20 protein-coding genes, 1 tRNA gene and 1 pseudogene are annotated in these 22,956 nt (G+C 62.0%); 12 read left to right on the top strand and 10 right to left on the bottom strand.

What is annotated here, in order from left to right:
* Nucleotides 1-3: 3 nt before the first annotated feature.
* Nucleotides 4-1,545, top strand: a complete 1,542-nt coding sequence (locus AC0ZT5_RS15725) for a SpoVR family protein (protein WP_488497170.1) — start codon at nt 4-6, stop codon at nt 1,543-1,545.
* Nucleotides 1,546-1,762: 217 nt separating this feature from the next.
* On the opposite strand, the gene AC0ZT5_RS15720 is transcribed toward AC0ZT5_RS15725, so the two are convergent.
* The 3 genes from AC0ZT5_RS15720 to AC0ZT5_RS15710 are packed head-to-tail and all read right to left on the bottom strand — an operon-like array spanning nt 1,763 to nt 4,427.
* Nucleotides 1,763-2,659, bottom strand: coding sequence for an HlyC/CorC family transporter (locus AC0ZT5_RS15720; RefSeq protein WP_488497169.1), 897 nt, complete (start codon nt 2,657-2,659; stop codon nt 1,763-1,765).
* Nucleotides 2,656-3,819 (bottom strand): 3-dehydroquinate synthase, encoded by a 1,164-nt coding sequence (gene aroB / locus AC0ZT5_RS15715; RefSeq protein ID WP_488497168.1) that lies wholly within the window; start codon nt 3,817-3,819, stop codon nt 2,656-2,658. The genes AC0ZT5_RS15720 and aroB overlap by 4 nt, the downstream gene beginning before the upstream one ends.
* Nucleotides 3,816-4,427: a shikimate kinase gene (locus tag AC0ZT5_RS15710; RefSeq protein ID WP_477290034.1), complete on the bottom strand. Its 612-nt coding sequence runs from the start codon at nt 4,425-4,427 to the stop codon at nt 3,816-3,818. Before AC0ZT5_RS15710 ends, aroB begins: the two co-directional genes overlap by 4 nt.
* 209 nt (nt 4,428-4,636) lie before the next feature.
* Between AC0ZT5_RS15710 and AC0ZT5_RS15705 the strand changes: the two genes are divergently transcribed.
* The 5 genes from AC0ZT5_RS15705 (at nt 4,637) to AC0ZT5_RS15685 (ending at nt 8,658) form a co-directional block, all read left to right on the top strand.
* Nucleotides 4,637-4,789, top strand: coding sequence for a histidine kinase (locus AC0ZT5_RS15705; protein ID WP_184876125.1), 153 nt, complete (start codon nt 4,637-4,639; stop codon nt 4,787-4,789).
* 34 nt (nt 4,790-4,823) lie between these two features.
* The gene (locus AC0ZT5_RS15700; RefSeq protein WP_488497167.1) at nt 4,824-5,759 is read left to right on the top strand and encodes a site-specific tyrosine recombinase XerD; all 936 of its coding nucleotides are present in this window, start codon (nt 4,824-4,826) and stop codon (nt 5,757-5,759) included.
* A gap of 99 nt (nt 5,760-5,858) precedes the next feature.
* Nucleotides 5,859-6,809: an acetyl-CoA carboxylase carboxyltransferase subunit alpha gene (locus AC0ZT5_RS15695; protein WP_457154042.1), complete on the top strand. Its 951-nt coding sequence runs from the start codon at nt 5,859-5,861 to the stop codon at nt 6,807-6,809.
* A gap of 216 nt (nt 6,810-7,025) precedes the next feature.
* Nucleotides 7,026-8,345 carry a L,D-transpeptidase family protein gene (locus AC0ZT5_RS15690; RefSeq protein WP_488497166.1) on the top strand — a complete coding sequence of 440 codons (1,320 nt, stop codon included), beginning with the start codon at nt 7,026-7,028 and terminating at the stop codon, nt 8,343-8,345.
* A 55-nt stretch (nt 8,346-8,400) separates the two neighbouring features.
* On the top strand, nt 8,401-8,658 hold the full coding sequence (locus tag AC0ZT5_RS15685; RefSeq protein WP_477290039.1) for a sulfurtransferase TusA family protein: 258 nt from the start codon (nt 8,401-8,403) through the stop codon (nt 8,656-8,658).
* 3 nt (nt 8,659-8,661) lie between these two features.
* Here AC0ZT5_RS15685 and AC0ZT5_RS15680 read toward each other — a convergent pair whose 3' ends face one another.
* Together AC0ZT5_RS15680 and AC0ZT5_RS15675 are read right to left on the bottom strand one after the other, a co-directional pair.
* Nucleotides 8,662-9,756, bottom strand: coding sequence for a CobW family GTP-binding protein (locus AC0ZT5_RS15680; RefSeq protein ID WP_488497165.1), 1,095 nt, complete (start codon nt 9,754-9,756; stop codon nt 8,662-8,664).
* A 4-nt stretch (nt 9,757-9,760) separates the two neighbouring features.
* Complete coding sequence (locus AC0ZT5_RS15675) at nt 9,761-10,930, bottom strand: D-alanyl-D-alanine carboxypeptidase family protein (RefSeq protein WP_488497164.1); 1,170 nt, start codon at nt 10,928-10,930, stop codon at nt 9,761-9,763.
* Nucleotides 10,931-11,147: 217 nt separating this feature from the next.
* On the opposite strand from AC0ZT5_RS15675, the gene AC0ZT5_RS15670 reads away from it, so the two are divergent.
* The 3 genes from AC0ZT5_RS15670 (at nt 11,148) to AC0ZT5_RS15660 (ending at nt 15,317) form a co-directional block, all read left to right on the top strand.
* Nucleotides 11,148-12,311, top strand: coding sequence for a M20 aminoacylase family protein (locus AC0ZT5_RS15670; RefSeq protein WP_488497163.1), 1,164 nt, complete (start codon nt 11,148-11,150; stop codon nt 12,309-12,311).
* Between the two features lie 85 nt (nt 12,312-12,396).
* Nucleotides 12,397-12,473: transfer RNA gene (locus AC0ZT5_RS15665), tRNA-Arg, on the top strand.
* A 711-nt stretch (nt 12,474-13,184) separates the two neighbouring features.
* The gene (locus tag AC0ZT5_RS15660; protein ID WP_488497264.1) at nt 13,185-15,317 is read left to right on the top strand and encodes an adenylate/guanylate cyclase domain-containing protein; all 2,133 of its coding nucleotides are present in this window, start codon (nt 13,185-13,187) and stop codon (nt 15,315-15,317) included.
* Nucleotides 15,318-15,535: 218 nt separating this feature from the next.
* Here AC0ZT5_RS15660 and AC0ZT5_RS15655 read toward each other — a convergent pair whose 3' ends face one another.
* Nucleotides 15,536-15,760 (bottom strand): hypothetical protein, encoded by a 225-nt coding sequence (locus AC0ZT5_RS15655; RefSeq protein ID WP_488497162.1) that lies wholly within the window; start codon nt 15,758-15,760, stop codon nt 15,536-15,538.
* Between the two features lie 314 nt (nt 15,761-16,074).
* On the opposite strand from AC0ZT5_RS15655, the gene AC0ZT5_RS15650 reads away from it, so the two are divergent.
* Nucleotides 16,075-16,881 (top strand): hypothetical protein, encoded by an 807-nt coding sequence (locus AC0ZT5_RS15650; protein WP_477285396.1) that lies wholly within the window; start codon nt 16,075-16,077, stop codon nt 16,879-16,881.
* Between the two features lie 123 nt (nt 16,882-17,004).
* Here the strand turns inward: AC0ZT5_RS15650 and AC0ZT5_RS15645 are convergent, their stop codons facing one another.
* Entirely contained in the window at nt 17,005-17,388 is a 384-nt protein-coding gene (locus AC0ZT5_RS15645; RefSeq protein WP_488497161.1) for a hypothetical protein, read from the bottom strand.
* A gap of 368 nt (nt 17,389-17,756) precedes the next feature.
* Between AC0ZT5_RS15645 and AC0ZT5_RS15640 the strand changes: the two genes are divergently transcribed.
* On the top strand, nt 17,757-18,416 hold the full coding sequence (locus tag AC0ZT5_RS15640; RefSeq protein ID WP_488497160.1) for a L,D-transpeptidase: 660 nt from the start codon (nt 17,757-17,759) through the stop codon (nt 18,414-18,416).
* A gap of 10 nt (nt 18,417-18,426) precedes the next feature.
* Nucleotides 18,427-18,939: an OmpA family protein gene (locus AC0ZT5_RS15635; protein WP_488497159.1), complete on the top strand. Its 513-nt coding sequence runs from the start codon at nt 18,427-18,429 to the stop codon at nt 18,937-18,939.
* Nucleotides 18,940-19,229: 290 nt separating this feature from the next.
* Here the strand turns inward: AC0ZT5_RS15635 and AC0ZT5_RS15630 are convergent, their stop codons facing one another.
* The 3 genes and pseudogenes from AC0ZT5_RS15630 to AC0ZT5_RS15620 form a co-directional block, all read right to left on the bottom strand.
* A complete protein-coding gene (locus AC0ZT5_RS15630) occupies nt 19,230-20,024 on the bottom strand; it encodes a bestrophin-like domain (protein WP_477285388.1) in 795 nt (264 codons plus the stop codon).
* A gap of 192 nt (nt 20,025-20,216) precedes the next feature.
* Nucleotides 20,217-20,478, bottom strand: a pseudogene (locus AC0ZT5_RS15625) (adenylate/guanylate cyclase domain-containing protein); the annotation flags it as partial.
* A gap of 2 nt (nt 20,479-20,480) precedes the next feature.
* Nucleotides 20,481-22,316, bottom strand: coding sequence for a TPR end-of-group domain-containing protein (locus AC0ZT5_RS15620; protein WP_488497158.1), 1,836 nt, complete (start codon nt 22,314-22,316; stop codon nt 20,481-20,483).
* Nucleotides 22,317-22,956 lie beyond the last annotated feature (640 nt).

Here is a 22,956-nt window from a genome sequence, read left to right as displayed (position 1 = left end):
ACGATGGCCAGACAAGCCAGTAAATCCAGCCTGCTTTTTTCAGGATCCGACTGGGATTTCAAGACATTGTCGCGGGCCTATGACGCGATCGAGGCAATCGCGGTCGAAGAGCTTCATCTCGATACCTACCCCGTGCAGATGGAGATCATCTCCTCCCAACAGATGCTCGACGCCTATTCGTCGGTCGGCATGCCGCTGATGTACCGTCACTGGTCTTTCGGCAAACATTTCCTCTACCAGGATCTGCTCTATCGCAAAGGCGGGCGAGGGCTTGCCTATGAACTGGTCATTAATTCCAATCCCTGCATCGTCTATCTGATGGAGGAAAACACCATGGCCCTGCAGGCCTTGGTGACGGCCCATGCTGCGCTCGGGCACAACCATTTCTTTAAGAACAATCAGTTGTTCAAGCAGTGGACGGACGCCGGCGCGATCCTCGGCTACCTGGACTTCGCCAAAGGCTACATTGCCCGTTGCGAGGAGCGGCACGGCCTCACCGCCGTCGAGGCCGTTCTCGATTCCGCCCACGCGCTGATGGCGCAGGGCGTGTTCCGCTATCACCGGCCGCCGAAGCTGTCGTCGGAGCGGCAGCGCGAAGGGCTTCGCGAGCGCCTCGAATACGAGGAGCGCTCCTATAACGATTTGTGGCGCACGCTGCCGCCTTCTCAGCAAAGGATCAGCGATAAGGAGCAAGAGCCGGAGCGGAAGAAATCGCTCAACCTGCCCGAGGAAAACCTGCTTTATTTCCTGGAAAAGAACAGCCTGGTCCTGGAGCCTTGGCAGCGGGAGATCATCCGGATCGTTCGTGTCATAGCACAGTATTTTTATCCGCAGGGGCAGACACAGGTGATGAACGAGGGCTGCGCCACTTTCGTGCACTATACGCTGATGAACATGCTGTTCGATCGCGGCCTGATCAGCGAAGGCGCCATGCTCGAAATCCTGCGCAATCATTCCAACGTGGTCTTCCAGCCGGGATTCGACGATCCGCGCTTTTCCGGCATCAACCCCTACGCTCTCGGCCTCGACATGATGCAGGACATCCAGCGCATGTCGACAAAGCCGACGGCCGAGGACCGGGACTGGTTTCCCGACATCGCCGGCCACGGCAACTGGCGCGAGATCCTGCTCGACGCCTGGGCGGATCACCGCGACGAATCCTTTATCCGCCAGTACCTCAGTCCGACTTTGATCCGAAAATGGCGGTTCTTTGTGCTCGGCGACGTTGCCGACCAACCGCATTGCCAGGTCGCCTCGATTCACAACGAGCGCGGCTATGACAAGATACGCGCCGCGCTCGCCCACAGCTACGACGTCGGTGCGAACCGACCGGACATCCAGGTGATGGATGTCGATCTGCTCGGCGACCGGCATTTGCGACTGCAGCACAAGGTCAATGACGGCGTCCTTCTCGAGGATGCCAGCCGCGACGCCACGCTTCGTCACATCCGCAGGCTTTGGGGTTATGAGGTCAGCTTGGCCGCCGTCGACGCTCAAACGGGGGCGACGATCCACGAACGCTCGACGAGCCAGATCACAGAATAAGGCTCCGTAGATCCGCTGGTTCTCACGGCGCCAAAAAGTGCGCGCCGGTCTTGGGGACATGCATCAAAACAGCGGCTTGAAGTAAGTCGCCTGAATTCGTTCAACGCGACACGCCCTAGAGCAATTCCAGGAAAAGTGTGGAACGGTTTTCCGTCCCGAATTGCGTCGAAACAAGGAGTTAGAGCCATTGGCCGTTTCCGTGAAACGGTGAACTGCTCTAAGCGTCGCCGGCTGGCCGTATTCTCAACCTTGCGATCCGGTTCTTGTCGCGCTTCATCACGACGAAGCGTTTGCCATGGAACGTGAAAGCCTGTTTTTCCTCGGGGATAGACTGCGTCTCGTGAATGACGAGACCGGCAATGGTGGTGGCCTCCTCATCCGGCAGGTTCCAGTCGAGCGCCCGGTTCAGGTCGCGGATCGGCACCGTGCCGTCGACGACGACCGAACCGTCGGCCTCCTGCTTGACGCCCTGGATGTCGACATCGTGCTCGTCGGCGATCTCGCCGACGATCTCCTCGATGATGTCCTCCAGCGTCACCAGCCCTTCGACCTCGCCATATTCGTCGACGACGACGGCAAAATGCGCCTTGCGGCGCAGGAAGGCATTGAGCTGTTCCTGCAAGGTCGTGGTGTCGGGCACGAACCACGGTTTCGAGGCGATCTTCATCACATCGATCTTGGAAAAGTCGTTGCCGACGTCGTTGAGCGCCCGCAGCAGGTCCTTGGCATGCAGCACGCCGACGATGTTGTCGAGCGACCCCTTCCACAGCGGCATGCGGGTGTGCGGGCTCTGCAGGATCTCGCGCACCACCGCTTCCGGCGCATTGTCGGCATTGACCGAGCGCATGTTGGTGCGGTGGACCATGATGTCGGACACTTCGAGTTCGGCAAGATCGAACAGGCCGCCGACGCGATCGCGATCCTCGCGCACCACCTGGCCGTCGCGCCGGAAATCGTCGACCGCGCCGCGCAACTCGGCCTCACTCGAGCGCTGCGGCCCGATGCGCGACAGTTCATAGCCGAAAGCGGCAAGCAGGCGCGTACGCAAGGCAACAGCCAGCAGGATAAGGACGGCAAGGACAGCGACGACGATCCAGCCGGTCTCGTTGGTCATCTCGGCCGCATCTTCTGCTGGCCCGGCCGGCTTTCCTGCTCGCCCGGATGGCTCTCCTTCAGGAACGACAGCACTTCCGAAGCCGGCACATCCTTGGCGATAAAGGCCTGGCCGATGCCGCGCGTCAGGATGAAGGTCAGCGCGCCGCGCGACACCTTCTTGTCCTGGGCGATAAAGGAAAGCAGCGCCTCGGCATCGGGCAAATCACCCGGAATGTCGGCCATCCGCCACGGCAGCCCGACGGCGCGCAGATGCGCCTCGACGCGTGCCGCATCGTCGGGGCTGGCGAGGTTGAGCCGAGATGAGAACCGATGCGCCAGCGCCATGCCGATGGCGACACCCTCGCCATGGACGAGCCGGGTTCCGTCATACTGGGTGGCGGCTTCCAGCGCGTGGCCGAACGTGTGGCCGAGATTGAGCAGCGCACGGTCGCCGGTCTCGAACTCGTCACGGGCAACCACATCGGCCTTGGCGCGGCAGGCCTCGGCAATGGCCTGCGCCCTCTCCGGCCCGCCGGCGAACACTTGGGACCAGTTCTCTTCCAGCCAGGCGAAAAACCCCGGCCGGTCGATGAGCCCATATTTGGCAAGCTCGGCATAGCCGGCGCGGAATTCGCGGATCGGCAGCGTGTCGAGCACCTCGGTATCGGCCAGCACCAGCTTCGGCTGATGGAAAACACCGACCAGGTTCTTGCCGCGCGCACTGTTGATGCCTGTCTTGCCGCCGACCGAGGAATCGACCTGAGCCAGCAGCGAGGTCGGGATCTGCACGAAATTCATGCCGCGGCGCACGATACCGGCGGCAAAGCCGGCAAGGTCGCCGATGACGCCGCCGCCAAAGGCGATGACGATGTCGCCGCGTTCCAGTCGGGCGGCCAGCACGCCGTCGACCACCTCGTCGAGATGGGCGAAGCTCTTGGTCTTCTCGCCGGGCGGTAGCGTGATGATAGTGGGCTGGATGTCGTTCTTTTCGAGACCCTTCTTCAGTGCATCGAGATGCACTGCCGCGACATTGGCATCGGTGATGACCGCGGCGCGTGTACCAGGCAGGCGGCGCGAAATCTCCTCACCGGCGCGCGACAGCAGACCGGAGCCGATCAGGATGTCATAGGCCCGGTCGCCAAGGCCGACTTCGACGGTGACCGGCTGATCCGCGCTCACGATCGCACCTCGTCTGTAGGGACAGTCTCATCAATTCCGAAATGCCGGCAAAGCGCATCCACCACCTCGGCCGCGATGACCTCCTTGCGGTCGTCGCGGGTCGGCACGGTGACGTCCGATGTCGCGTAGACGGGGTAACGCTCCTGCATGAGCCGCTCCAGCACGGCGCGGGGGTCGGCGCTTTTCAGGAGCGGCCGGTTCTGCTTCTTCGAGACGCGCTCCATCAAAAGGTCGAGCTCGGCCTTCAGCCACACCGACACGCCATGGCCGGCGATGGCATCACGCGTGTGGGCGTTCATGAAGGCGCCGCCGCCGGTCGACAGCACCTGCGGGCCGTTCTCCAGCACGCGCAGGATGACGCGTTGCTCCAGGGCCCTGAACTCGGTCTCGCCATAGCGCTCGAACAGCTCCGGAACGGTCATGCGCGAGACGCTTTCGATCTCCTGGTCGCTGTCGATGAAGGGCAGCGCCAGCATTGCCGCCACCTTGCGGCCAATCGCCGTCTTGCCGGCGCCCATCAACCCGACAAAGACGACAGAACGGCTGCCCAGCCGCCCAAGCAGCGCGGCGTGGTTCTCGTCTGGAGGATTTGATGGCAGCGCGTTCATCTGATGCTTCGAGTGCCCCCTTTGCCGGCGTATCGACATGAAAAGCCCGTTTTCGTCAAGCGTGGCGAGCAGCCCTGAGCCTGATATGGGCTGGCCGTGCATCATCAGAAGTTGCTAACAGACATCAGCTTCTTCCTTGAATTGGGCGGATTGGCGTCCCATAAGGGCGCAGGTTTGGAAACGCAGAACAAGAAGACGGGCGAATATTGATGCCGACACTGTTTCGCTTTGTCGTGATCCTCGCGATTCTGGCCGGCATTGCCTATGGTACGATGTTCGCGCTGGTGATGTTCGTCGAGCCCAGGAAGGCCGAAATGACCGTGCGCATCCCTCCCGAAAAGCTCAATCCCAAGAAAAGCTGATCCTGCCGATAAAAAGCCCGCCAAGAAAACCCGAATGAACAGCGCCGCCCGCATCGAAGCCTTCCTGGAAATGATGAGCGCCGAGCGGGGTGCCGCCGAAAACACGCTGTCCTCCTATCGCCGCGACCTCGAAGACGCTTCGGACGCGATCGATGGCGGGCTTGCCGGTGCCGCCGCCGCCGATATCCGCGCCTATCTCGACGATATCGCCGCGCGCGGCTTCGCGCCGACGTCGCAGGCGCGCAAACTGTCGGCGATCCGCCAGTTCTTCAAGTTCCTCTACGCCGAGGGCCTGCGCGCGGATGACCCGACCGGGACGCTGGACAGCCCGAAAAAAGGCCGCCCGCTGCCGAAGACGATGAGCGAGGCCGACACCGGCCGGCTGATCGACCGCGCAGCGCTTGAGGCCGGCGATCCCAGGCTCGGCAACAATGCGGCGCCAAGCGACAGCGATTGGCTGGCGGCACTGCGCCTGCATGCGCTGGTCGAGGTGCTCTATGCCACCGGCCTGCGCGTTTCCGAGTTGGTCGGCCTGCCGGTGACGGTGGCGCAGCGCGACGACCGCTTCTTCATGGTGCGCGGCAAGGGCGACAAGGAGCGCATGGTGCCGCTATCGGCCAAGGCCCGCACGGCGATGCGGAGCTGGCTTGCCGCCCGCGCCAAGGTGCCTGCCTTCGCCGACAGTCCGTTTCTGTTTCCCGCCGCCTCGGACAGCGGCTATCTCTCGCGCCAGGTCTTTGCGCGCGACCTGAAAGGGCTGGCGGCAAGGGCCGGCATCGCCTCTGCGAAGATCTCGCCGCACGTGCTGCGCCATGCTTTCGCCAGCCATCTCCTGCAGAACGGCGCCGATCTCAGGGCCGTGCAGCAGTTGCTCGGCCATGCCGACATATCGACGACACAGATTTACACCCATGTGCTGGAAGAGCGGCTGGTGCGGCTGGTCAACGATCATCATCCGCTTGCCGACTAGGCCTCATATCGCTATGTGAGGACGACATTCCACCGCCCGGAGCCTTGGATTTCAGGGTTCTGCCAGTCTTCGCCTTCCGACGTATCGGTCCGCTCACGCATGTACAATTACCTCGATTTCGAAAAGCCGGTGCAGGATCTCGAGGGCAAGATCCTCGAGCTGAAGAAGCTTGCCGAGAGTGGCGAGGCGGTCGATGTCGGCGACGAGATCAGCCGTCTCGAGAAGCGCTCCCGCGATGCGCTGCGCGATGCCTACAAGGCGCTGACGCCGTGGCAGAAAGTGCAGGTGGCGCGCCATCCCGACCGGCCGCACTGCGTCGATTACATCAAGGGCCTGTTCAACGATTTCACGCCGCTGGCCGGTGACCGCAATTTCGGGGAGGACCAGGCGATCGTCGGCGGTTTCGCCCGCTTCCGCGGCGAGCCGGTGGCCATCATTGGCCAGGAAAAGGGCTCCGACACGACCAGCCGGCTGAAGCATAATTTCGGCTCGGTGCGGCCGGAAGGCTATCGCAAGGCAGTGCGGCTGATGGAACTCGCCGACCGCTTCAATATCCCGCTGCTGACGCTGGTCGACACCGCCGGCGCCTATCCCGGCGTCGGCGCGGAGGAGCGCGGCCAGGCGGAAGCGATTGCCCGTTCGACCTCGGCCTGCCTTGGCCTGAAAGTGCCGTCGATCTCGGTGGTCATCGGCGAAGGTGGCTCGGGCGGCGCCATCGCGATCGCCACCGCCAACCGCGTCTACATGCTCGAACACGCCATCTACTCGGTGATCTCGCCGGAGGGCGCCGCCTCGATCCTGTGGCGCGACACGACACGATCGAAGGACGCGGCGACCAACATGAAGATCACCGCGCAGGATCTTCTGGAGCTCAAGATCATCGACGCCATCATCCCCGAGCCGCTCGGCGGCGCGCATCGTGGCGCCGAAACCGTGATTGCCGCGACGGGCGACCTCATCGCCAAGACGATGAAGGATTTTTCCGGCGCCAACACCGACTTCCGCGAGCAGCGTCGCGAAAAATACCTGGCAATGGGCCGCAGTCTCTAAACCAAGGCCCCGCCCCCCGCCGCAATGTGGCGGCGCGGAGCATTTTTGCCACAAAAATGCCGCTGCATTCGGCTCAATGAGACTGCCGCAGGGGGACGCGTCGACACTTGCGGTAAGGAATTTTCAAGGTTAACGGGCTTAGTGTCCGTACACGTTCAGTGCAGTAGCCTTGGCATGAATTGCCCTGGCGCCAGAGAAAAGACGATATCCGCAGCCATGTTCGCCAAGCTTGCCCGCACTGGAATCCTGATCGCTGCCCTCGGCGTTGCCGGCTGCAACGATTCGTCGATGAAGGATTTTGCCCCGGAGGCCAACAAGCCGCTGCCCGACAAGATCCTCGCCGACATGAGGGCCAAGGGCATGGTCCGCACCTCGTCGGTGATGGCCCGCATCTTCAAGGAAGAGGGCAAGCTCGAAATCTGGAAGGCCAAGACCAACGGCCGCTACGACATGGTGGCGAGCTACGACATCTGCAAATGGTCGGGCAAGCTCGGGCCGAAATACACCGAAGGCGACCGCCAGGCGCCGGAAGGCTTCTACACGGTGCGCCCGTCGCAGATGAACCCGCGCTCGAACTACCATCTGTCCTTCAACATCGGCTTTCCCAATGCCTATGACCGGGCCAATGGCCGCACCGGCGCCAATCTGATGGTGCACGGCGCCTGCTCGTCGTCGGGCTGCTATTCGATGACCGATGCGCAGATCGAGCAGATCTACGCCTTTGGCCGCGATGCCTTCCAGGGCGGCCAGACCGAATTCCAGATCCAGGCTTTTCCGTTCCGCATGACCGCCGCCAACATGGCGCGCTACCGCAACGACCCGAACTATGAGTTCTGGAAGATGCTGAAGGTTGGCTACGACAATTTCGAGGTCACCAAGGTGCCGCCGAAGGTCGACGTCTGCGAGAAGCGCTATGTCTTCAACCAGGTCGCCGCCGACGGCCAGACATTTGATCCGACCGGCACCTGCCCGGCGACCACACAACCGGATTCCTTGAAGAGCGCCTACAACGCCTATCAGAGCACCTATGACGCGGCGTTCAACGGCGCGCTCAAGGCCAGCGCGCCGCCGCCGAAGCCGACCATAGCCGGCGTCAAGGAAGCCAGCATCGTCTCCGACTGGTCCAAGCGCCGGGCGCGCGGCGAGCGTGTGCCGATCGATCCGCCGTCGCTCAACACCGATGGCTCGGTGACCGAGACGGCGCGCATGGGCCGCATCGATTCGCCTGCCGGCCGCAAGATGGCGGCACTCGACGCCGAAAAAGCCGCCAAGCAGAAGGCCGAGGAGCAGAGGCTTGCCGCCATAGAGGCAGCCAGGCAAGCCAAGGAAGCCGCCAAGGCGCAGGCCCTGGCCGAGAAGGAAGCCGCCAAGGCCCAGAAAGAGGCGGCCAAGGCCGCCAAGGAAGCGCCAGTAGCCACCGCCACAATCGCAGCCCCCATGGAGGCCGCGCCTGAAGCTGAAACGCAGGCGGCGAGCGCCGACGAGAGCAGGGTCACCAGACTGAAGAACAAGCTGCTCGGCATGTTCGGCGGTTGAGGCTTTTCGCCAATGCATGTCACCGAAAGGTGCGTAGCGGTTTTGGGACAACGACATGCTTGAAAACAAGCTTGCCAAGCCTGCGAGCGTCTACGATCTCAAGGGGCTGAACTGCCCTTTGCCTGTGCTGAAAGCAAAGAAACGGCTGGCCGGAATGCAGCCAGGCAGCCGGCTCTGGCTCGAAACCACCGACCCGCTGGCCGTCATTGACATCCCGGCATTCTGTTCCGACAGCGGCCACCATCTCGTCGAAACGGCGGCGGTGTCAGGCGGTCATCGCTTTCTGGTCGAGCGCGGCGAGCAGCAATCGTAGAGTTTACCGCCCCGCGATCGCCAGCGGATTGTTTTCCAGCGCCGCGCGGTCGGGCGTGTCGATCGACGGCCGATTGGTGAACGCGGCGAACAGCCGACGCACATAGTCTTCCGGCATGTCGAGCGTGATCAGCACCAGCCGCGTGCCGCGCTGGCCATCCGGCCAGGACGGCAATTGCACCGGCGGATGCAGGATCTTCTGCACGCCATGGACCACCAACGGCCGCGACGGGTCTTCGCTGAGCTCGATGACGCCCTTCATCCGCAGCAGACGCTCGCCATGTGCCGAGCGCAACAGGTCGAGAAACATCTCGATCGCTGAAAACGGCACCGGGCCGTCGTGGACCAGCGAATAAGAACGCACGCGCTGATCGTGGCCGTGGCCGTGGTCATGCTCCTGATCATGGTCGTCATGATGATCATGATCATGCGCCTCGCCCAGCCAGCGCCGCACATCGGCGGATTTGGTCGCCGGATTGTAGAGACCGCAATCAAACAGCGCCGCCACGCCTGTCTTCGTGTCGGCAACGTCAAGCAAATCGGCGCCCGGATTGATCTGCCGCAGGCGCGCCCGCAGCATTTCCAGTTCGCTGGCGTCGGTGACCAGATCGGCCTTGCTGAGCACGATGCGGTCGGCAACCGCCACCTGCTTGACCGCTTCGACATACGCGTCGAGCGTGGCATTGCCATTGACCGCGTCGACCAGCGTGATGACGCCGTCGAGCCGGAAGGCCTGGACCAGCGCCGGATGCGCCATGATCGACTGCAGCACCGGCGAAGGATCGGCCAGCCCGGTGGTTTCGACGATGACGCGGGCCAGGCGGGCGATGCGGCCGGTCTGCAGCCGATCGACCAGGTCGGCCAGCGTGTCGACCAGTTCGCCGCGCACCGTGCAGCACAGGCAGCCGTCCGACAGCTGGATGATGCCGTCGGACGCCTGCTCGACCAGCAGATGGTCGATCGCCACTTCGCCGAATTCGTTGATGATGACCGCCGTGTCGGCCAGCGCCGGATCTTTCAACAGCCGATTGAGCAGTGTCGTCTTGCCGGCGCCGAGAAAACCGGTCAGCACCGAGACAGGGATCGGGAAGCCGCTCATCCGGCTAGTTCGCAACCTTGACCGGCTGGTCGCCTTGCGCGGCGGGACCGGCAACGACCGGGCCTGTGCCGGCCGGCGCCGGCTGGTCGGGACGCCAGCTCGGGATCGGCACGTCGGCATACTCCTGGCCGCCCTGGTCGAGCATGGCCTTCGGCGCCGGACCGGTGGCGCCGCCGAGGCCTACGGCAACCAGCGTCGGCACATGGTCGAGCTTTTCCTGGTAGGGCGATTTCGGCACATCCTTGGCGGCAGCGGCGGCGGGCGGTGCCTCGGACTGCTCCGCCCGCGCCTTCTTCTTGCAGATCTCGTCCTGCATGTCGTTGGGCGACACGGTGTCACCATAAGGCGCCAGCGTGGCGATGGTGGCCGAGCCCACGGCCTGCGTGTCAAAACCCTGGTCGAGCAGTTTCGCCGCGGCCTCGGCGCGGGTGATTGCCGACTTCTCGCCAAGCACGACCGCCACCAGCGTGCGCCCATTGCGGGTCGCCGAGCCAATCATGTTGAAGCCGGAAGGGCAGACGAAGCCCGTCTTCATGCCGTCGGCGCCGGGATACCGGCCGATCAGCAGATTGTAGTTCGGAATCGCCTTCTTGCCGACCGCAAGCCCCTCGATCGAGAACCACGGCGCATATTGCGGAAATTCACGCCGGATGGCCATCACCAGCACGGCGAGGTCGCGCGCCGTCGTGTACTGGTCCGGCGAATAGAGCCCGTTCGGATTGACGAAATGCGTGCCGTTCATGCCGAGCCTGGTCGCCTCGGCGTTCATCCGTTCGGCGAAGGCTGCCTGTGAGCCGCCGACATTCTCGCCGACGGCCATGGCGATGTCATTGGCCGACTTGACCAGCATCATCTTCAGCGCGTTATCGAGCCGCATCACCGAGCCCGGCTTGAAGCCCATCTTGCTTGGCGGCTCGGCGGCCGAGTGTTTCGTCACCTTGATCGGCGAATCGAGCTGGACCTCGCCGGCCGCGATCGCCCGGAAGGTCACATAAGCGGTCATCAACTTGCTCAGCGACGCCGGATACCAGCGCTTGAACGCGTCCTGATGCTGCAGGATCTGGCCGTTGTTGAGGTCGAACACAACGACCGGATTGGCCTGCGCCGACCCGGCCAGGACCGACAGCACGATTGCGCCAGCCGAGAATAGTTTGAGGAAATGCCTGTGCCGCATGATCAAATCCGAAATCGCCTCTTGCCGTAGTCGCCCCTGGCTCCGTAAGATTTCGTTACGCGATCGCCAGCACCCTGCAGTCCGACCCTCAAAAACCGGACTGCGTCGTTGCGGTGCTATTTACTCTATGTGACGCCAACATGGCAAAGTGCCTGACGATCACAATTGCAAGGCAGCGGACAACACCCGCCTGTCCCAACAGCGAAATGGAACCATCATGCCAATCCTGAACCGTGCCGCCGAAATGCAGGACGAAGTTGCCGGCTGGCGCCAGCATCTGCACCAGACGCCAGAACTGAACTTCGACGTCTTCAAGACCGCTGCCTTCGTCACCGACAAGCTGAAAGCCTTCGGTTGCGACGACGTGGTGACCGGCCTCGGCAAGACCGGCGTCGTTGGCATCATCCGCGGCCGCCAGGGCGAAGGCCCCACCATCGGTCTGCGCGCCGACATGGACGCGCTGCCGCTCAACGAGATCTCCGGCAAGCCCTATGCCTCGACCATCCCCGGCAAGATGCATGCCTGCGGCCATGACGGTCACACGGCGATGCTTTTGGGCGCCGCGAAATACCTTGCCGAGACGCGCAACTTCACCGGCTCGGTGGCGGTGATCTTCCAGCCGGCCGAGGAAGGCGGCGGCGGCGGCAACGAGATGGTCAAGGACGGCATGATGGATCGTTTCGACATCTCCAAGGTGTTCGGCATGCACAACATGCCCGGCCTGCCTGTCGGGCAGTTCGCCATCCGCCCGGGCCCGATCATGGCGGCGACGGCCGAGTTCACCATCACCGTGCGTGGCAAGGGCGGCCATGCGGCGATGCCGCACGGCACCATCGACCCGATCGTCATCACCAGCCAGCTGGTCGGCGCCTTGCAGACGATCGCCTCGCGCAGCACCGATCCGGTCGAGGCGGTGGTGGTGTCGGTGACCAAGTTCCACGCCGGCGATGCCTACAACATCATCCCCGAGACGGCCGAAATCGCCGGCACCGTGCGCACCTTGCGCAAGGAAATCGCCAAAAAGTCTGAAGAGCGCATCCGCACCATCTGCGACGGGCTGGCGACCGCGTTCGGCGCCAAGATCGAGGTCGATTATCAGGCGAATTACCCCGTGACCTTCAACCACGCGGAAGAGACGGTGTTTGCCAGCGATGTCGCGGCTGGTGTCGCAGGCGACGCCCATGTCCACCGCGGCATCCAGCCGGTGATGGGCGGCGAGGATTTCTCCTACATGCTGGAAGCCCGCCCCGGCGCCTTCATCTTCATCGGCAATGGCGACACCGCCGGTCTCCACCACCCGGCCTACGACTTCAACGACGAGGTCATCCCGCACGGCATGAGCTATTGGGTGAAACTGGCGGAAACGGCACTCGCCGCCTGACGCCAGTCGCGCAAAGGGCTGGGCGAATTGCCTTCGGCCGGCCTCTTGGCGAAACGATCCGAAGCGGCTATGTGTCTGGCCGCGTGGTCCCGTAGCTCAGTAGGATAGAGCGGCAGATTCCTAATCTGTAGGTCACAGGTTCGATTCCTGTCGGGATCACCATTCAGTCTTTTTTATCAATGACTTAGTGGGTATCTCTGTGAGAACCATCCCCAAGATCGGGGTGATACAATACGCATCAGCCGACGACGGCTCTGACCACTTGTTCCTGCATTTTGGCCATTTTGTCTCTGTTTTGAACAAGTCCGAAAACCGGGCCTAATTCATTAAGGTTTCCGAGGCTTAGAAACGCTCGTAGGTCAACGGTTCGATTCCTGGTTGGATCACCACTCAGTCAATGGTAGTATTGGCTATGTCGACCGGCCCGAAATTCAGTCGACATTTCCGTAGGTTAGGCTGCGCTCCAATTAGACTGTCGGGCTCATATGCCCAGTCAGTCTCAGTTTCCGCCCAGTTTTCAAGGCCTGTCTCTCTGACCGGTTTCTGTGCCCTATTGTTTTTGTGACCGATGCAGAGAGATTGCCGACGTGACCCGCTTCTGGAGAGCGGGAAGTGACCAGACGGTGATTAGAAGCCTGGAACAGACTGTTGCTGGTTCCGATTAAGGGGACGGCGTCCGTGCGACCGCGACGATTCTGCGCCGTACGTTCCACGGGCAAATCGACAACGCATTCCCGCACACGTCTCGCAGTAAAGTTGGTATGCATATGCGAGGGAGAGGGTAACAGATGAAACATATTCTTGGCCTGCCATCCGACTCGACGCCGACGCTCCTGTTCCCGAAGACGTGATGCAAAAGCAATGTCAGATCTCATGTCTTCTCAAGATGTGACCGGCTCATTCCGCCCCGCGGGCTGGGGCTTGGCCGCAAAGCTGTTTACAACCCTCGTCCTTCTTGGCGCGACCGCCGTTCTGGTGACCGGGGTGCTCGGTTACTTCCGCGCCCGCGACGCCCTCGAAAAAGCAGTCTTCGACCAACTCACGGCCGCCCGTCAGACCAAGGCGCGCCAGGTTGAAACCTACTTCCGCACAATCCAGGCGGAGCTGCGCCTGCTTGCCACTTCCAAGATGGTGGTCGATGCGACACGCGAGTTCCGGATCGCGGTCGACCAACTCGACCGGGCAGGCGCGCCGCCTGACCTGCGGCAGAAGGTCGGCGTTTGGTACGCTGAGAACTTCATCCCCGGAATGACGGGCACCCTAGGCAGGGAACCAGCCCTGTCGGACTACCTGCCGGTCGGTGGTGCCCCCTACTATCTGCAGTATCACTACATTGTGGAGAATCCCAACCCGCCGGAGCGGCGCAAGCTTCTCGACGACGCCGGCGACGGAAGCGAATACACCAGGCTGCATGCCATATATCATCCGTTGATGCGCGCTGCGGCGACCACGGTCGGCTTTTTCGATCTCATGATTGCCGATCCCAAATCAGGTCGCCTGATCTATACGGTCGAGAAGGAGGTGGATTTCACCACGTCCCTTCAATTGGGTCCGTACCGTCGCACCAACGTCGCGGCCGCCGTCGCCCGCTGCTCGCAGATCGCAGATCCGTCAGCCATATGCCTCGAAGATTTCTCCTCTTATGCGCCATCTGGCGGCGCACCGATCGCCTTTATGGCAGCACCGGTGATTGCCCAGGGCGTCGTCATCGGCGCGCTGGTCGCGCAACTGTCGAATGATGAGATCGACAACGTTGTCACTGGTAACCGCCGCTGGCGGCAGGAAGGGTTCGGCGACACGGGTGAGGCCTATCTCGTCGGACCCGATTATCTGGCGCGCTCAGGCTCGCGGGCGTTCTACGAGAACCGGGAAAACTACTTCGCCGACCTCAAATTCGCCGGCGCTTCGGACGAGGAGATCGCCGCCATTCAGCGCTACGGGACACCAGTGCTGCATCAGCGCGCCGACACCAAGGCCACCCGTGCCGCGCTCGCCGGTGTCGAGGGCACGGGCGAGATCATCGGATACCGTGGCGTCCCGACGCTCGCTTCATGGGGACCGCTCGCGATTTCCGGTGTCAAGTGGGCTCTCGTCGCAAAGATCGACAGCGCTGAGGCCTTCGCACCGATCGCGGAACTCCGCCGGGATCTGCTGCTTGTCGGGGGACTGGCGCTGCTCGTGGTGGCCGCCATCGCCGCCTGGCTTTCGCGCGCGCTGCTCGGACCGCTCCGCGATCTCACTGCCGGGGTGAAACGCTTCTCTGCTGGCGACTATGCGACCAGCGTGCCGGTCCGCACGCGCGACGAGATTGGCGAACTCTGCTCGGCCTTCAATGGCATGGTTGAGGATCTGCACCAGAAGAATCTCGTGATAGAGAACAAGAACCGCGAGAACGAGCAGCTGCTGCTCAACGTCCTGCCGGCACCGATCGCCAATCGGCTGCGCGCTGGCGAGGAGAGGATCGCCGACGGCTTCGCCGAAGTCACGGTCGCCTTCGCAGACCTGGTCGGGTTCACGGCACTGACATCGGAAATGCCGCCGCACGATGTCGTGATGTTTCTCAACGGACTCTTCACGCGCTTCGACGTTGCCGCCAATGATCTCGGCATCGAAAAAATCAAGACGGTGGGCGACTCCTATATGGCGGTGTGCGGCCTACCCGTGCCGGTAGCCAACCACGCCGAGCGCATGGTCCGCATGGCCATCCGCATGGTCCACATTACCCGCGAGCACGCGATGGAGCACAACGTCTCGATGAAGCTCAGGGTTGGCGTCAACAGCGGGCCAGTGGTCGCCGGCGTCATTGGGAAGAGTAAGTACATCTATGATTTATGGGGTGACACAGTGAACCTGGCGAGTCGCATGGAGTCTGGCGGAGTTCCCGACTCTGTTCAGGTGACGCGCCCCGTCTACGAACAGCTCAAGGACCAATTCGCCTTCGAGACGCGCGGCGCTATCGAAGTCAAAGGCAAGGGAAAAGTGGAAGCCTGGGTATTGAGATTTTAGTTGCGGGGGAAGCTCCGATGCCGGCTTGCCCTCCACCTTTCCGCCGTCAATGGCTTTCGCCGCGGGCGCGACTGGCGCGCCCTGATGTCGGTCGTCCAGGCTGCGATGGAACATCGCTTATGGTCCGCCTCAGCAGCCGACAAAGCTGTGCCCCACTCAAAAAGTCGCCGACAGTAGATGCAGCCCGAGGCGGGCCGGCCCCGCCAGCCGCAAACAACTCAACCGCCTCCTTGGGAACACCATGGAGAAATCATGAAAACCCTTGTTCTCGCTTCTTTGCTTGCATTCGCCGCAACGTCTGCCGTCATCGGGCCGTACAGGTCGCGCAAATCATCATTCAGAACGACGATGGCGACAACGGCAACCAAGGCCATAGGCGTCATCGTCAGTAGAATGACGACAACGACAACAATTTCAGCAACAACGATGACGACGGCGGTCACCACCGTCACCACAGGCGCAATTGCCATACCGAGTTGGTGAAGCACACTGGCGGCACCATCATAAAGTGATCGAAAAGGTTACGGTCTGCGGTTAAGCAAGGCCGTTTAGCCCACCTCCCAACAAAGGCCGCCGTTATCATAGCGGCGCCCGCGCCTTCAACCGCAGCTATTGCGGCAAGGCGATCCTGAGTTGACCACGGCCGATGCCGAGTCGGAGACCGGTGCTCCGGGATTTCGCAGCAAGCGGCGGCATTTCCAAATGTGCTTGTGGGCGGATTTGGGCTGTTTTATCTATGGCTTCAAGAGGAGCCGATATGAGTGTTCCAAATGTTGATCAAACTATCACCGCAGGAAAGCTGGCGGAATTTGTAGCGAAGTCCGTAGAGGCCGCGCGCGCGGTGGAAGGGCCATTTTACCATCTCGAGTTCGACCGGGTCTTTCCGGAGGATGTTTATAAATCCATGCTGGCGGCGCTGCCGGTGTATGCGGATTACCGGCCGATGCACGGCCGGTCCAAACAGCGGGATGCGTTGGGTGCGTCCACGCGGGTGAAGATTGATCTTTTTCCGGAAAACATCCGACATCTGCCGTCGGCAAAGCGGACGGTGTGGAACGTGGTTGGCAAGGCGCTTTGTTCCGAGCCGGTGAAGAACGCTTTCCGTCGCCGGCTGGCACCGGCGATGGGGCGACGGTTCGGGCCCGGCTTGGCCGAGGTGGGCATGTTTCCAATTCCCATCCTAACGCGTGACATTCCGGGCTACGAAATTCCGCCGCACACGGATACACATTGGAAGGGCATCACGGTGCAGCTTTACCTGCCACCAGACGAGGCGCACACCAACATCGGGACGATCTTTCACGAGGAGCTGCCGGGCGGCGGGCTGGCGAAGAAGATGCAGATGCGTTTCGCGCCGAACACGGGCTATGCTTTCGCGGTAGACAAGGACACATGGCACTCGGCGGACATAGTGGGGCCGGAAGTGACAACACGGGACAGCATCCTGCTGACGTATTTTGTGGATAGCGGGTTGCTGCGCATCCTGCGTAACCGGGGGAAACGGGTGGGCAACTTTATCAGCAATGAGATCCGGAATTTGGGCTGGTTCATACCGGGCACATGAGTCCGGGGTTGCGGCCTCCGTTCGTTGCCGGTTGAGAAAGCGTTCCCGATACAATCATCCGCCGGGCGATGCCCCTTCGGAATCCGGAAGAAAAACGTCGGCTGACGAACGCCGCCGCTGCAGCTATTGGAGCTCCAGGCTGCTGCCGCGCAGGAGCAACGTTCCGAGTTTGACCGCAGCTTTGGCGCCGTCCACGAGGTCATAAAGCACCGGCATAATCGTCGCGATCGGGAGACCATCGGTAGCGGAGAGTGTCTCCAGACTTCGCACCCAGTGCTCTGGCTCAAACAGACCCGCCTCGGTGGGGATTCGTTTCATCCAATCAGCCGGAAGCGCCTCCGACAGGTAAGGAGAAAGTAGGGACAACCGGCGAATGCGATCCTGCGACAGGCCGTTGATCATCGCATCCGCGAGCGCTGCGCAGGTCTGGCCGGCGGGCGTGCTCAGGGCTGAAACGCCGCCAGCGAAATGGATCGGGAGACCCGCGTCCGCCGACAGGACCAGCATGCAACGCACGCGCCCAGCGAAGCGCTTCAACCACCTCCGCGCGTGGGTCCGCGCAAACCTCACAGATCAGATGTTCGGGTTCGGGAGGCTGCAGAGGCGTCTGATGTATCCTAGATCAGAGACCCTGAACTGCAAGGCTGCCCTATACAAAGCAGCGACAACCCTTTGAGATTGCCTGCCAACACGGCCGCGGGACCGTTTTCAAGTTTCGGCCCGATGATGCGGTGATTCATGTTGGAGCGGCAGCTTATTGGCAGTTCCGATCAAATAGCGGACTGACAGCTTGCAGCTAACTGCAGCATTTTCCACTTTGAGGCGAAATAATTCTCAACTATGGTCCGAAAGGCTTAAGGCATGGGGGATTGCCGATGGTTTTATCACGCAGGGGTGTCGTGCTCGGCGGCCTGGCGCTGGTCGCGGTCGGTGCAACCGGCAATATTGTTCAAGCCGCGACGGCAAAATCCTTTTTCGCCGGTACCGCCAGCGACAACAATTTTGTCTATCGCAAGACCAACTTCGCCAAGATCGACAAGAGATGGCATCGCCAGATCGTCAAGTATTTCAGCAGCGAGCCGGTCGGTACCGTCGTGGTCGATACCCGCCACCACTTCCTCTACCTCATCATGGAAAACAAGACCGCCATCCGCTACGGCGTCGGCGTCGGCAAGGACGGCTTCAAATGGTACGGCCGCGCGACGATCGACCGCCGCGCGCTGTGGCCGCAATGGGTCCCGCCCCCCGAAATGCGCAAGCGCAGGCCGGAGCTACCGCCCATGATCGCAGGCGGCGCGTCCAACAATCCGCTCGGGCCGCGCGCGCTCTATCTGTACCGCGACGGCGCTGACATCGGCTACCGCCTGCATGGCACGCTGGAGCCATGGAGCATCGGCACCGACGCTTCCAGCGGCTGCATCCGCATGTTCCCGGAAGACATCATAGACCTCTACCAGCGGTGCCCGATCGGCACCGCGGTGGAGGTCCTGCCGCACATCGCCGACCAGGCGCCCGCTTCCACCACTGTCGAATGATTGGCGCCTCATGAGCCGCATGATTGAAAACACGCGCCGGCTGCTCGCCGCCAGCCTGCTGGTGCTGGCCGCATCCTGCTCGACGAGCAACACGCTGGCCCCTCCCACGCCCGACGTCACCAACGCCGAGGTTGCCGGCTTCCAGAACGTGCAGCCGGGCAGCGAGGAGGATTTTATCCTCAATGTCGGCCGCCGCATCTATTTCACGCAAGGTTCGGCCGCGCTCGATTCTGTCGCCAAGGCCACCCTTGACACCCAGATCGCCTGGTTGGCAAAGAATCCGCGCTGGCTGCTCAAGCTGCAGGGTTTCGCCGACGATCCCGGCGCAAGCGAAACAGCGCTGTCGCAGCAGCGCGCCGATGCGGTGATGGACTATCTCGCAGCCGGCGGCATAGACCGCAACCGCATGTGGGCCAAGGGCTACGGCAAGGACAGGCTCGTCCGCGACTGCCCCAACTCCGCCTGCAGGTCGCAGAACCGCCGCGTTGTGTCTAATTTGCGCGATGAGAGGGACGAGTCGTAGGGGCTGCTGTTTTGCTTGTCACCAAATCAGAGTCTCACAAGGCGACGGCGGCATGGCTGTTTTGCGCCTCATGTCGGCCGAAGAGATTGGCTCAACCGCTGCCTGAAAGCAGACGTGGCCAGCGACAGGGCTGGACGTCTTGATTGCGCCAATTGCCGACGTTGGCATTCAGCTTCCTCAGTGCCGCGAGGCGATCCCGTCGCGGACTGTCAAAATGATCCCGAAAACAGTCATGGTCACCGGCGCCACACCGGAGTGGGAATTTACCCGTCTCTGCACTCCTACCTGTATCATCCGCCGCCGCCCGCTTTGGCTTCCGGCATAACTTGCAGCAACGGCTGCGGCGACACTGCGATCTCTCCCGTGAAGGGCCGATCGTGGGCGAGAATCAAGAGAACGGATGCCGCCACGCCGGTCGCAAAACTTCCAAGAGCGATCGCCGATGCCATTCGGTTATCACTATGAACGACCGCGATCGCGAGAAGAGCACAGAAGGCTTGCAGGATCAGGCAGGCCCACTTCGTGGGGTTGACTTGTGCGGAGCTGACGAGAATCCGTTGGCGACGCGCCTCAAAGGCGTCCTCAAGCCACCTCGTAATCTCGCGCTGCGCGATCTCCTGGCCGGGATTGCTTGGCGTCAAAGCCAGCGTCGTTCGCAGCGCCTCGTTAAGCGCCGGCGGGATTATGGTGAGGGTCGCCGCGCTCTCGGCCATCAGCGGCCACTCCTGGCTCGTCGTTTCCTCGATATAGCTGCGCACCAGCGTCAGTAAGCGCGCCTCGGGCTCCCCGGGAAAGCTGCTCGCCAGAACCACGACCGACCGCAGTGCACTGGCCTCGCGATTGACTGCCGCATTGGCGTGATCGTTGTCGCTCCAGACCTGAGCCGCGGTGAACGCCACAAACAGGCCAAAGATGATACCGAGCGGCGGCAACATGCCAGGCGAAAGCGCCTTGAATGACCGCGCCGTGGAGCCCACAGAAAGAGCGGCGATGCCTTGGTGCAAGATGAACGCGACGATATAGGTGGCCCCGAACACGACGAGAGCCATCCAAGCGAGTGGAAGAGTATGCAACCAGCCACTCATGGTAGCGCTTGCCCTCCTGAGAATTCGTCGTCAGGCGTTTGTAAGGCCGTCGTTCCACTCGTGGCAATGCCACTGTGTTCCATCGTGTCTACAAACTCTATGCACGGGTGCAATCGGCTGCCCACGCCGGTCGAAAGACCTGCCTTATTAATCGCATCGCAGTGGGTGCTTGCGACGGGAGGATTGCCCGCCGATGCGGCGCTCCTCCGGCACGTCGACATTGCGCTCGTGCATCCGGCGCTGGATGTCAGCGGCGCACGCCACTGCATTCACCACGGTCGGGAACTCGACCAGCATGCCGTCGCCCGTGAGCTTGACGATGCGGCTCTGGTGTTCGGCGATCTTGCCGTCGGCCATCTCGCGCCGATGCGTCTTGAGCGCCAACAGCGTGCCGGCTTCGTCAAGCCCCATCAACCACGTCGGTGGCCAATATTGCGGTCGGGCGTCGTTCCATTGCTATCTCGCAAGCTCCAGCACCGTCTGCCAGCGCGGAAGGCTGTGCAGCGGGTCAAAATCCGAGTCTTGCAGAACCCACGCTTTCATCTCGTGGTTGGCGCGCGGCATCACGCTCTCGAGCATGTCGAACGTCCGGTCGAAATCACCGAGGAAGCAGTGGAAGCAGGCAAGGTTGTATTGGGTCAGGACATCGTCGGGGTCGATCGCGAAAGCGCGCGCGGCCCACTCCTTCGCCCGATCGAACTCGCCAAGTCCGGCGAGCGCGTTGGCGCCGAGGTACGCAGGCCGGGGATTTTCCGGATTCCTTGCAAACTCGCGCTCGGCTCGTTCAACACCCTTGCGAGCCGTCTCCCTTTGTTCCTCATGCCGTCCCAACGTGCGATAGATCTGAATCAGCAAAAGCAGGGATTGGTAGTCGTTGGGGTCTATCTCGGCGGCGCGCTCCCAGTGGACGGCGGCCTTTTCGAGCTTTCCCCGCGCATAACAGCTGCGGGCGTAGAAATAGTGAGTTTCGAACAGGTTGGGGTTGCCCGCGATCGCCTGCTCGAATTCTCGATCCGCTTCGTCGTACAGCTGGCCGATCGAGAGGGCCAGTCCGCGCGAGGCATGCGCTTCGGCCAGTCCGCTTTCGATCTCGAGCGCCTTGGCGGCGTTGGCCAGTATGCCGTCGAGCGACACCTCCTCGCTGTAGTCGAGGAACAGGAAGGAGTCGCAATCGGCGCTGCCGGCATAGGCGCGCGCATAGAGAGGGTCGAGTTCGATCGCCATCGTGAACATCCGTCTGGCGAGACGGTAGTTCAGCTTTGTGCCGCGGTGGAAAAACTCACGGCCTCTCAGATAGTAGGTGTAAGCCTCGACACTCTCGGTCGGCGACGCCTCGATCGCCTTCTTTTCTTCCGGCAGCAGCCTGACCTTGAGCTGATCGACGATCGTTTTTGTGATCTCGTCCTGAATCGCGAAGATGTCCGTCAGGTCACGGTCGTAACGATCAGCCCACAGATGCGTGCTGTCCTTGCCGTCGATCAGCTGCGCGGTGATGCGCACGCGCTGGCCGGCCTTGCGGACGCTGCCTTCAAGCACCGTTGCGACATTGAAGCGCCGGCTGACCTCCTGCACGTCGACGGACTTGCCCTTGTAGGTGAACACCGAATTGCGGGCGATCACCGACAGGCCGGAGATCTTCGACAGGTCGGTGATGATGTCTTCGGTGATGCCGTCGGAGAAATATTCCTGCTCCGGGTCGCCGCTCATGTTGTTGAACGGCAGCACAGCGATCGACGGTTTTTCCTTCGCCGGCGCTGGCTTGGGCGACGCCGCGCCGGCGAAGAGGTCGACATTGTAGACTCGAACCGGCCGGTCGATGTTCTTCAGCGTCTGCTCGCCGGTGTCCTCGAAGGAGAGATCAAGCCGGTTGCCGACATTGTCGCGGACCGAGCCGGACACTGCGACGCCGCCGGGCTTGGCGATGCTTTCGATGCGCGCCGCGATGTTGACGCCGTCGCCATAGATGTCGTTGTCCTCGAAGATGATGTCACCGAGATGGACGCCGATACGGAACTCAATGCGGCGCTCCTCCGGCACGTCGACATTGCGCTCGTGCATCCGGCGCTGGATGTCAGCGGCGCACGCCACTGCGTTCACCACGCTCGGGAACTCGACCAGCATGCCGTCGCCCGTGAGCTTGACGATGCGGCCCTGGTGTTCGGCGATCTTGCCGTCGGCCATCTCGCGCCGATGCGTCTTGAGCGCCGACAGCGTCCCGGCTTCGTCAAGCCCCATCAGCCTGGAATAGCCGACCACGTCGGCGGCCAATATTGCGGTCAGGCGTCGTTCCATACTCGGTTGCCCCGCTTCCTTCGGAAGCATACCTTAGCAGTTTCCCCGTGTCGCAAGCAGCTTTTCGCCGACCAGAGGAAGAATACCGGCGTTCGCACAAGGCCAAACTGGCAAACCACTGCTCGAATGTCCGTTCATGCCGCGATCCGCGCCTATCGCGATCGATGCATTCGAAGCAAAGCCTTGTTGCGAGCGAATTCGCTGCTTTCCAGTTTTCGGGAATTCAGGCGGAGACTGGCTAGCGCGAGACTGCCGCCTTCACCACTCAGTCACGGCAAAACTGGACTATGCTAGGTAGCTCGAAATTCGCTCGACTTATCCATAAGATAGGCTGGACCGTCTCTGATCAGTTGGGCTTGGTCGCCCAGCCGGTCTCTGTTACTCCCGAGTAATCGCGACCCGTCTCTGTGACCCGTTTTCCGTGACCTATTGTTTTCAATAGCGATGCAGTGACGACTGACTTGGACTATCGACTATGAGTATTTCTCGCCGAGCCTTCGCGGAACCTATTGCAATTGTCCGGATCGGGTCATTCTCGTCGGTTTGTGGCCTGTCTGTTCACGTCCGGTCACGAAGCAATCCCGGACATCTGGGTTCACCACGGTGACGCACATCGCAACGCCAGCAAGCACCTTTGCGC

It is taken from the genome of Mesorhizobium sp. CNPSo 4670, from assembly GCF_057784235.1.
The sequence above is the reverse complement of the archived record's forward strand: the minus strand, read 5'-3'. Positions and strand labels throughout refer to the sequence as shown.